The sequence below is a fragment of the uncultured Aggregatibacter sp. genome (assembly GCF_901873365.1).
Classification (GTDB): Bacteria; Pseudomonadota; Gammaproteobacteria; order Enterobacterales; family Pasteurellaceae; genus Aggregatibacter.
In genome coordinates this window covers 1-10224 of record NZ_CABFLM010000083.1, presented here as the reverse complement: position 1 = coordinate 10224, position 10224 = coordinate 1, and the positions used below count along the sequence as shown (strand labels likewise).

The window sequence follows — 10224 nt, the reverse complement described above, 5'->3', positions numbered from 1 at the left end:
ACTATATTCTTTTAGGTTTTATATTTTTAAATATATTCCTATTAATATCAAAAATGACAATGAAAAAATTTTTAAAAAATAGCTAACCCCACGATAGCGCAACTTTCCCGGCCTGATCCGATACCCAAAGCGCATTAAGAAACGCGAGTCATTGTGGTAGATATGTGATTACGACTCGCTAGGCAGATAGCTAAGGCAAAGTGATTTGGGCTGGGCATTATGATACCCGGGGGCGTGTGCTCGGTTGCACCTATAAACTCCCACTAAACGCCCATCAATCATTTGGATTATAGAATCAATATATTGATGAAGAAACGGGCTTGCACTACAACTTCTTCCGCTACTACGACCCGCATATCGAGCAGTTTACGCAGTTGGATCCGATTGGATTATTGGGAGGAAGTAATCCCTATCAATTCGCCCTAAATACACAAACCATCATTGACCCAATGGGACTTGCGGCAACTTGTCCGTTTGGAACTTCGGATGTGTTAAAGGGAATGGCGATGAAATCACAAGCTGATGACATAGTGAAAGAGGCGGCTAAACAAGCGATTGAAAAACCTGTATCAGATGCATATTTAGACTCTAATTTTTCTCTATCTACAGAAGTATCAGCTGATGTAGCAGCTGCTCAATCCGTTGATTTTTCTTCAGGAATCGCTTTTTCTAAAACCAAAGGAAAATGGACTCCTGATTTTTGTGGTTACATCACAATGTGCCAAGGTATAGGAGTTGACGGTGGCTCAAAAGTGGGTGTACAGGCTATATATTCCGATTCATCAATGAAATCTGGAATTTCATATTCAAATTGTGCATCTGCAACTGCTACTGGCGGTATAGGGGGCTCAATATCTGCATGTGTAGATCCTACAACAGGAGGTAAATCTTTTGGTGGCGGTATAGGAGCAGGTTCCAAATATGGAGCAAGTGTAAAACAATGTATGCAAATAACAAAATGCATATAAAACTTATGGAGATAATTATGAAACATTTATTAATCTGCTTAGTATTACTCTTCAGCAAGTTAGCAGTTAGTAATCCAGACAACATACCATGTACCAACAATGATAATGCAGTAGAAATAGCCATTCTTGAAATTTGTGCTAAAGATGGGAATGTACAGAGTCAATTTATTTTAGGGCTTCGATATCGAGATGGAGTTAATGTCGATAAAGATCTTAAAAAATCATTTTATTGGATTAATCTCGCATCCCAAAACGGTTGGGCTGCCGCAGAAGCTGAATTAAGTTTTTTTTATGAAAATGGCATCGTTGTAGATAAAAATCCGGAAAAAGCCTTTGAACTATCCGAGCGTGCAGCTAAAAAAGGTTCTGTTGTTGCCTTAAATAATTTGGGACGTTATTACCAAAAAGGATTTGGTGTTTCCCGTAATTTAGAAAAGGGAATTAGTTATTACCAGAAAGCTTTAGAAATGGATGACTGGTATGGAGCTAAAACCAGTTTAGGTTATGCTTATTTTTATGGCTTAGGTGTTCCAAGAGATATTGATAAAGCACTAACATTAACTCACGAGGCTGCAAAACAAGGTGACTCATTAGCGATGGCAAATTTAGGGGCGTTTTATAAATTCTTAAATCGTCCGGAAGAAGCTTTTTTATGGAGCCAAAAAGGTGCCGATTTAGATAATTCCTTAGCCGAGGCAAATTTAGGAGTACATTATGCAGAGGGAATAGGTACCCCGATAAATAAAGAAAAAGCACTATATTGGCTAAATAAATCTATGGAGCAAAATCAACCTCAAGCTTTCTTTATCATGGGAACATTGTACTCAGAGGGAGATAAAATCCTTCAACGTGACGATAAAAAAGCTTATGAATTGTACTTAAAAGCGGCTAAGATGGATCATGGATTGGCTCAAAATAATTTAGCAACTTGGCTTTTTAATGGACGATTTGTTCAAAAAGATCAGAAAGAAGCTTTAAAATGGTTTCTAAAGGCAGCAAATGAAAATAATGTCATCGTATCAATGTATGCACTTTCCCAAATTTATAGTAAAGGCACTAAAGATATTCCAAGAGACTTAGAAAAGAGTCAATATTGGTTTAAGAAAGCAGAAGAAAATAGATTTGTCCCAACTAAATAGTAATAAGGCTAATATTAAGTGCGGTCAGTTTCCGATTCATTTTCTACGTAAAAACACTCTAAAAAACGACCGCACTTTTACTAATAATACGTGCTATGTCAGCCATTAAACATCATTCTCGCCTCTTCCAACAAAAAGACATACAAAGCATTCTCACCACCCTACTCTCTGATAACAAAGTGATGGACTATCGCTTTGTCCTGCGTGATAGCCACCCGGCCCGGGAGTTTTGCGTACAATACCGCGAAACCGATTTGAATTTCTTTAATCGATTAACCGCCGAGGAAGGCATTTTCTATTATTTTGATGAAAACAGCGTGTTAGTTTTAAGTGATGATGCCGAGTCTTTAAATAATGAGATATTGCCTTATAGCTTGAACCACAATGCCCAATTACAGGAAGACACGGTCAATGCCTTTGCCCATAATGAGCGGATGCGGGTTTCGCATGCGGTGTTAAAGGACTATACGTTTAAGAAACCGTTGTGGGAGACGATGTTTCATGCCGAGGCCAAAGATGTGGAGGCTCAACGGGCTACTTATGAGCATTATGATTTCCCGGGACGCTTTAAAGACGGGCGGGGTAAGCAGTACACGCAATATCGTTTAGACAGTCTACGCAGTGATGCCCATAGCGGGCGGGGCAAGAGCAATAGTCCGTGCTTAATGGCCGGTGGGTTGTTACAGTTGCAACAACATCCTAATGCGCAGTTTAATACCCTATGGCAGTTACTGCGACCAAATCGGCGTGCCTAGAGAAATGACCGATAGCCAAGGCAAACTCCTCTGGAAAGGGCGTTATGACGCGTGGGAACAACTTATTCACAACAGCAACCGCCACGCCCAACGGACCACGCACCAACCGTTCCACCTGCAGAACCAGTACTTCGACCAAGAAACGGGTTTGCATTACAACTTCTTCCGCTACTACGACCCGCATATCGGGCGCTTTACCCAACAAGACCCGATAGGGTTGGCCGGGGGAATGAATCTTTATCGGTTTGCGGATAATGCTCAGAAATATATAGATCCATTAGGTTGGAATCCTGTAGCGATTGGTGCTTATGAATTATTACTACTAATGTTTGGAGGTGCTACAGCAGCCACAATAATTACAGCAAATGATGACGATATCTCTATGCCATCATCAATAAGTGAATCTGCTACTCCAACAACTAATTGTGAAAAAAGGAAAAAATGTCAGGAAGCTACAGTTGAAAATATTAAAAAGGTAGTAGCAAATACCTCTTATCAGACAAATCAAAGAAGTGTTTCAGTTCCTGCTATGGCTCGATATACAGCAATGATTGAGGCTGGCAGTATTGCACCTCCAGTATATATGGACGGTATGCTGATCGTTGAAGGAAACCACAGGATGGTTGCGGGGTTATTGTGTGAGCAGTTGCTGCCAATACAACCTTGGGCATCTTCACCATCTAAACCTAGATACTTATTCAGTGATATTATACCGGATGTATCAGATTGGGGGAATTATTGATGGCAATAGATGAAAGCAATTTACCTAAAGCAAAGGAAGATTTAATTTATAAAATTAAAGAATATCAATTCGTAGATGATTTATTGTTAAATAGAGTTAATTTTCATCGCGTGGATTTTTCTCATCAACATCTGATCAATATAAAATTTTCGAATTGCTCTTTACGAGGAGCTTTCCTATCTAACAATGTCTTTACGAATTGTGTATTTAAAAATTGTTCACTTATAACTGTTCTTGCGGGAAAAAGTAAGTTTATAGATTGTCAATTTATAAATTCTAAAATGTATCATGGGTGGTTTGAAAGCTCTTGTTTTGATAGATGTGTGTTTGAGAAATGTAGTTTGTACGGGGCTGATTTTTCTTTTGCAGAATTAAATGATTGTATCTTTTTGGATAATATTTTCGAAGAAACACAATATTATACAGTGAACGGTAAAGAATATTCGCAATGTTTTAAAGCTTCTTTCTATAATGCGAAATGGAATGGAGAATTAATTAGTGACTCTTTTTTCCCATTGAGATAATAATGTCTTAAGTGAAACTTAAAATTGTATTAAATTTATATAACTTGGATAGCGTACGCCTCCTGATACTTATGTCTAACCGGACACACGGATTAAAAGACCGAAGAGAGGTATTATTAATACGATGTACTAGATAGAATGATAGGAAAAGTGTGTTCGAAAAACGGTGAGTTTTTGTCTGAGACGAAAACGCAATTTATCTGGGACGGCAGTTACCTTGTGCAAGAAATTAACCACAAAACCGACCGCACTTTCACTTACATTTACCCCCATCCCGATATCTATGAACCGCTGGCACAGTGTTATAAAGAGCGTGAAAACGCACAACATACCGTCAACTACTTCCACTGCGACCAAATCGGCGTGCCTAGAGAAATGACAGACAGCCAAGGCAAACTCATTTGGAAAGGGCGTTATGACGCGTGGGGACAGCTTATTCACGACAGCAACCGCCACGCCCAACGGAGCACGCACCAACCGTTCCGCCTGCAGAACCAGGACTTCGAACAAGAAACCGGTTTGCATTACAACTTTTTGCGTTATTATGAACCCGCACTCGGGCGGTTTATTACGCAAGACCCGATTGGGTTGATGGGGGGGATGAATTTGTATCGGTTTGAGGGGGCGGTGCAGAATCAAGTTGACCCATTGGGCTTATTTGCACCAGCACTTGCGGTGCCTTGGCTTTTAGAAGGATTAGCCTATGTCGGGACAGCCATAACTGGTATTCTTATCGGCGTGGGGGCAATGGAGGCAGCGGAGGAAGAGGATAAGGTTGAGGCTCAGGCTGAAGCAGATGGTACAGTGAAGTATAATAAAACAAAATGCCCGCCTTGTAATCCTCCTGCTGGAGTTAAGTTTGATTTTCAGACTCATACTACTCATGATCATGGAGACTGTTTAGGTAGCACGGGATCAAAAGTCCACTGGCATTATTCGGTAAATAATCAAAGACCTTATCCGGATTGTACATGTTTTACTATAAAACACGCTTTTGGTGGTTGTGGGCCAGCTCCAATACCTTAAATTTTATAAGAGGGAAATTAAATGAATTTTTTAATTGATGCAAAAATTATGAGTATAAAATTTGATTTTAATGCAAGTAATGTATTAAAAAATCAAAATCTTATATTCGAAGTTGAAAAACTTGAAGATAATTTAGTGAGCTACACATTGCAGTTTATTGATGTTAGCAGTTTTCAAGTCTTCCTAGATGTTGGAGAAAAAAATTTATCCCCCTCTTCCTATGAAGCAGATAGTATTTACATATCGTCAATAGTTATGCTGGAGCAATATAAAAATCATAAAAAATGGAAAATAACATTAATTGATAATGTAGGTAGTATTGAAATTTTTTCTAATGACATTGAGATTGTTAGAGATGAATTAGGAAAGGAAGTAAGAAAGATTATTTAATTAGTTTATTTTTAATAAGGTGTTTAATGAAATATGCTACCCATAAAAATATAATGCTTAGAGATCTTATTTATTGGAAAAAATTCATCTCCTTGAGATAAAGGGATGATAGTCTTATTTAATTCTATGGGACTTGTTCAAATCATGAGAGATGATAAGAACATAGATATTGAATTTATTTTACACCTAACAACTCCTGACGTTAATGACTTTTTAAATTGTCGTTGTGAACATTAGCTTTTCTCGAGCCATCTCTCAATATGTGCTTATAACATTTTGAAAAAAATAGATATTATTTAACGGCTATATCGGATATGGTTGTTATCATTTAAAAAATGTTTGAAAAACCGACCGCACTTTGAACTGTATCTGAATAACCGGGCAAGTGAAATGGAATAGGATAACTATTTCGGATTGAACTTAAGGTTTATCCCGTTTAAGTTTTGAATAGTAGACCGTAGCGTGCAACTTGTTGCACGAAAAAAATGGAACTAACCAAACGACGTGTTTAAACGTGTGGTCATCGTTGGGGCGTTTTTATCCATTCACCAAAATGAGCGGAAAGGTATTTCGTGCATCAAGATGCACGCTACGGGAATCAAAAATGTGATTAAATCAACGTAGCGTGTAACGTGCTGCATGAACAAGACAAAATTACCCAGACAATGTAGCGTGCAACTTGTTGCACGAATAAGGTAAAATCATCCAGACAACGTGCGCAAAAGTGCGGTAGAAAAATAAAACGTTTTTAACCTTTCGCCAAAATTCCTTTCAGGAATCGCGCGGTATGCGAACCTTCGACTTTAGCCACCTGCTCCGGCGTACCGGTGGCGATAATTTGCCCACCGCCACTACCACCTTCCGGGCCGAGATCCACAATCCAGTCGGCGGTTTTAATCACGTCTAAATTGTGCTCAATGACCACGATAGTATTGCCTTGATCGCGCAGGCGGTGCAACACGGAAAGCAACTGTTTGATGTCGGCAAAGTGTAGCCCGGTTGTAGGTTCGTCCAAAATATATAGCGTTTTGCCAGTATCCCGTTTGGAGAGTTCCGTCGCCAATTTTACCCGTTGCGCTTCACCACCGGAGAGGGTAGTGGAAGATTGACCCAAGCGGATGTAAGACAAGCCCACGTCTATGAGGGTTTGCAGTTTGCGCGCAATCATCGGAACTGCATCGAAAAATTCGCGTGCTTCTTCCACAGTCATATCCAATACTTGATGAATGGTTTTGCCTTTGTAGCGAATTTCCAAGGTTTCGCGGTTGTAGCGTTTACCCTTACATTGGTCGCAAGGCACGTACACATCCGGCAGGAAGTGCATTTCCACTTTGATTACGCCGTCGCCCTGACAGGCTTCGCAACGTCCACCGCGTACGTTAAAACTGAAACGTCCCGGGTTGTAGCCGCGTGCTCGGGCCTCCGGTACGCCGGCGAACAGCTCACGAATCGGGGTGAACACGCCGGTGTAGGTTGCCGGGTTAGAGCGCGGAGTACGACCAATCGGGCTTTGGTCAATATCGATGACTTTGTCGAAAAATTCCAAACCTTCGATAGATTTATACGGCGCTGCTTCCGCATTTTCCGCACGGTTTAACGCATTTTGGGCAATCGGGAACAAGGTGTCGTTTATCAACGTGGATTTGCCTGAACCGGACACGCCGGTGATACAGGTGAACAAGCCCACCGGAATCTCTAAGTTGACGTTTTTCAGGTTGTTGCCTGATGCGCCGAATAACTTGAGTGTTTTTTTCTTATCAAGTGCGGTGCGTTTTTTCGGTATTTCGATTTTTTCCGCGCCGGATAAGAATTTACCTGTAAGCGAGTTTGGATTTTGCATGATTTGTTGCGCTGTGCCTTCGGCAATAACATTGCCACCATGCACACCCGCGCCCGGGCCAATATCGATAATGTGGTCGGCGCTTAAAATCGCATCTTCATCGTGTTCCACCACAATCACAGTGTTGCCGAGATTTCGTAAGTGAATCAAGGTGTTGAGCAAGCGTTCGTTATCCCGTTGATGTAACCCAATAGACGGTTCATCCAACACATACATCACGCCGACCAAGCCTGCGCCGATTTGGCTTGCAAGACGAATGCGTTGCGCTTCACCGCCTGAAAGGGTTTCGGCGGAGCGGGAAAGGGAAAGATAATTCAAACCCACATTCACCAAAAATTGTAACCGCTCTTTGATTTCTTTCAGAATCTTCTCGGCGATTTGCGCTTTTTGACCGCTCAGTTGTAACGCTCCAAAAAAGCTCAAGGCTTCCCCGATGCTTTTCTCTGAGACATCAGGCAGATTGGTTTGCTCAATATAAACGTTACGTGCCTCTGGGCGCAGACGCGAACCGCCACAATCGGCACAAGGGCGATTGCTAATGTGTTTTGCCAGTTCTTCGCGCACTGACATGGATTCCGTTTCTTTATAACGGCGCGCCATGTTGTTCAAAATGCCTTCAAAGACATGGTGACGCAACACGACATCGCCACGATCGTTCATGTATTGGAATTCGATTTCTTCCTTGCCGGAACCGTGCAAAATAATCTGTTGGATTTTTTTCGGCAGTTCTTCAAAAGGCGTTTCAATATCGAAATGGTAGTGTTTCGCCAAGGACGTGAGCATTTGGTAATAATAGAAATTGCGACGATCCCAGCCTTTAATGGCGCCATTGGCAAGGGAGATACTCGGATTTTGCACCACGCGTTTTTCATCGAAATATTGTTGTACGCCCAAACCGTCACAAGTCGGACACGCACCGGCGGGGTTATTAAAGGAGAAGAGACGAGGTTCCAGTTCTGGTACGGAATAGCCACAGTGCGGACAGGCAAAGTTAGCAGAGAACACCAGTTCTTCTGCCTTCGGATCGTCCATATACGCGACGACCGCCGTGCCGCCGGAAAGCTCGAGCGTGGTTTCAAAGGATTCCGCCAATCTTGTGGCTAAATCCGACCGCACTTTAAAGCGATCCACCACCACTTCAATGGTATGTTTTTTCTGTAATTCCAGTTTCGGCGGATCGGATAAATCACAAATCTCACCATCGATACGGGCACGAATGTAGCCTTGCGCAGCAATTTGTTGCAATAATTTAACGTGCTCACCTTTGCGCTCTTTTACCACCGGCGCCAACAACATCATTTTGCTTTCTTCAGGCAGAGAAAGCACTTTATCCACCATTTGGCTGATGGTTTGTGCCGTGAGTGGCACATTGTGATGAGGACAGCGCGGCTCACCCACGCGGGCAAACAACAAACGCAGGTAATCGTGAATTTCGGTAATGGTACCCACCGTTGAACGCGGGTTGTGTGAGGTAGATTTTTGCTCAATAGAAATAGCCGGTGAAAGCCCTTCAATATGATCTACATCGGGTTTTTCCATTAATGACAAAAATTGACGCGCATAGGCGGATAAGGATTCCACATAACGGCGTTGTCCTTCGGCATACAGAGTGTCAAAAGCCAAAGAAGATTTTCCCGAGCCGGATAAGCCGGTAATAACAATGAGTTTGTCGCGTGGAATGGTTAAGTTAATATTTTTCAGATTGTGGGTTCTCGCCCCACGAATGTCGATGGTATCCATAATAGATTTTATAAATGAAAGAAGTGTAAATTTGCGACAATTATCGCATATTCCTAAATAACTGTGCAAATATCCAGTTAATTTTGTTGAAGGCGTGGATTTATTCCGAATTTTCAGGCAGAATAGAGCAAATTTTTTTACAGCAAAATTGAATAAAAAAGAGGATATTATGGCTGGAGTAAATAAAGTCATTATTGTGGGTAACTTAGGTAACGATCCTGAAATGCGTACCATGCCGAACGGCGAAGCGGTTGCCAACATTACCGTTGCCACCAGTGAAAGCTGGAATGATAAAAACACCGGCGAACGTCGTGAAGTGACCGAATGGCACCGCATTGTGTTCTATCGTCGTCAGGCGGAAGTGGCGGGCGAATACCTACGCAAAGGCTCTAAAGTTTATGTCGAAGGGCGTTTAAGAACCCGCAAATGGCAAGATCAAAACGGCCAAGATCGCTACACCACAGAAATTCAAGGCGACGTTTTACAAATGTTAGACAGCCGCTCTGATCGTCAATCCGGGGGCTATGCGCCGGCAGCACAGCCAAGCTACTCAAGCCAAGCACCAAGCGCGCCAACTGCACCACGTGCCACTCCGGCAAGCAAACCGGCAGCCGAAGCGCCAATGGATAATTTTGATGATGATATTCCGTTCTGAATTCCATATACAGAATAACTGCAAATAAAATATATATACGTGTAGAGAGCTCTTTAATGACAATGGCTCTCTTTTTTACATTTATTACAGCAATTCATCTGCCGACGCCCCCGTTTGTGTCACCGTAATATTTACCATCGGAAACCGCATATCATGATAGGAATCTATCGGCAAGGTTTGGAAAGCACGAATACCACGAACAGTTAAAAAACAAAATCACCACAATAAGCGAGAGTACGCCCAAGGTGGCTATGGTGGATTTTTAGGATTTAAAAAAATGTTTCATTGTTGATTAAATAAATCAAACCATTAGGGAAATCTCCTAATAATTTTGGTTGGGGTGGACAAATAAACAATGTTATAAGGGATTGTCGCTATTTTAGAAAATTGAGAGTTTTTATGGTTAGGCATAATTTAAGATTATATTTTAATCAAAATTATCTTT

General features: G+C 41.6%; 9 protein-coding genes. 8 read left to right on the top strand and 1 reads right to left on the bottom strand.

What is annotated here, in order from left to right:
- Positions 1 to 302: 302 nt before the first annotated feature.
- The 7 genes from QZ106_RS07750 (at position 303) to QZ106_RS07720 (ending at position 5544) form a co-directional block, all read left to right on the top strand.
- The gene (locus QZ106_RS07750) at positions 303 to 968 is read left to right on the top strand and encodes an RHS repeat-associated core domain-containing protein (protein WP_295976172.1); all 666 of its coding nucleotides are present in this window, start codon (positions 303 to 305) and stop codon (positions 966 to 968) included.
- Positions 969 to 985: 17 nt separating this feature from the next.
- Positions 986 to 2107 carry a tetratricopeptide repeat protein gene (locus QZ106_RS07745; protein ID WP_295976171.1) on the top strand — a complete coding sequence of 374 codons (1122 nt, stop codon included), beginning with the start codon at positions 986 to 988 and terminating at the stop codon, positions 2105 to 2107.
- Between the two features lie 95 nt (positions 2108 to 2202).
- Positions 2203 to 2862 carry a type VI secretion system tip protein TssI/VgrG gene (gene tssI / locus QZ106_RS07740; RefSeq protein ID WP_295976170.1) on the top strand — a complete coding sequence of 220 codons (660 nt, stop codon included), beginning with the start codon at positions 2203 to 2205 and terminating at the stop codon, positions 2860 to 2862.
- 4 nt (positions 2863 to 2866) lie between these two features.
- Positions 2867 to 3604 carry an RHS repeat domain-containing protein gene (locus tag QZ106_RS07735; RefSeq protein ID WP_295976169.1) on the top strand — a complete coding sequence of 246 codons (738 nt, stop codon included), beginning with the start codon at positions 2867 to 2869 and terminating at the stop codon, positions 3602 to 3604.
- Positions 3604 to 4128: a pentapeptide repeat-containing protein gene (locus QZ106_RS07730; protein ID WP_295976167.1), complete on the top strand. Its 525-nt coding sequence runs from the start codon at positions 3604 to 3606 to the stop codon at positions 4126 to 4128. The genes QZ106_RS07735 and QZ106_RS07730 overlap by 1 nt, the downstream gene beginning before the upstream one ends.
- 174 nt (positions 4129 to 4302) lie before the next feature.
- Entirely contained in the window at positions 4303 to 5154 is an 852-nt protein-coding gene (locus QZ106_RS07725) for an RHS repeat domain-containing protein (protein WP_295976166.1), read from the top strand.
- A 21-nt stretch (positions 5155 to 5175) separates the two neighbouring features.
- Entirely contained in the window at positions 5176 to 5544 is a 369-nt protein-coding gene (locus QZ106_RS07720) for a hypothetical protein (protein WP_295976165.1), read from the top strand.
- Between the two features lie 748 nt (positions 5545 to 6292).
- Here the strand turns inward: QZ106_RS07720 and uvrA are convergent.
- Positions 6293 to 9124: an excinuclease ABC subunit UvrA gene (uvrA, locus tag QZ106_RS07715; protein WP_295976163.1), complete on the bottom strand. Its 2832-nt coding sequence runs from the start codon at positions 9122 to 9124 to the stop codon at positions 6293 to 6295.
- Positions 9125 to 9293: 169 nt separating this feature from the next.
- Here uvrA and QZ106_RS07710 point away from each other — a divergent pair, with 169 nt between their 5' ends.
- Entirely contained in the window at positions 9294 to 9779 is a 486-nt protein-coding gene (locus tag QZ106_RS07710; RefSeq protein WP_111295599.1) for a single-stranded DNA-binding protein, read from the top strand.
- Positions 9780 to 10224: the final 445 nt, after the last annotated feature.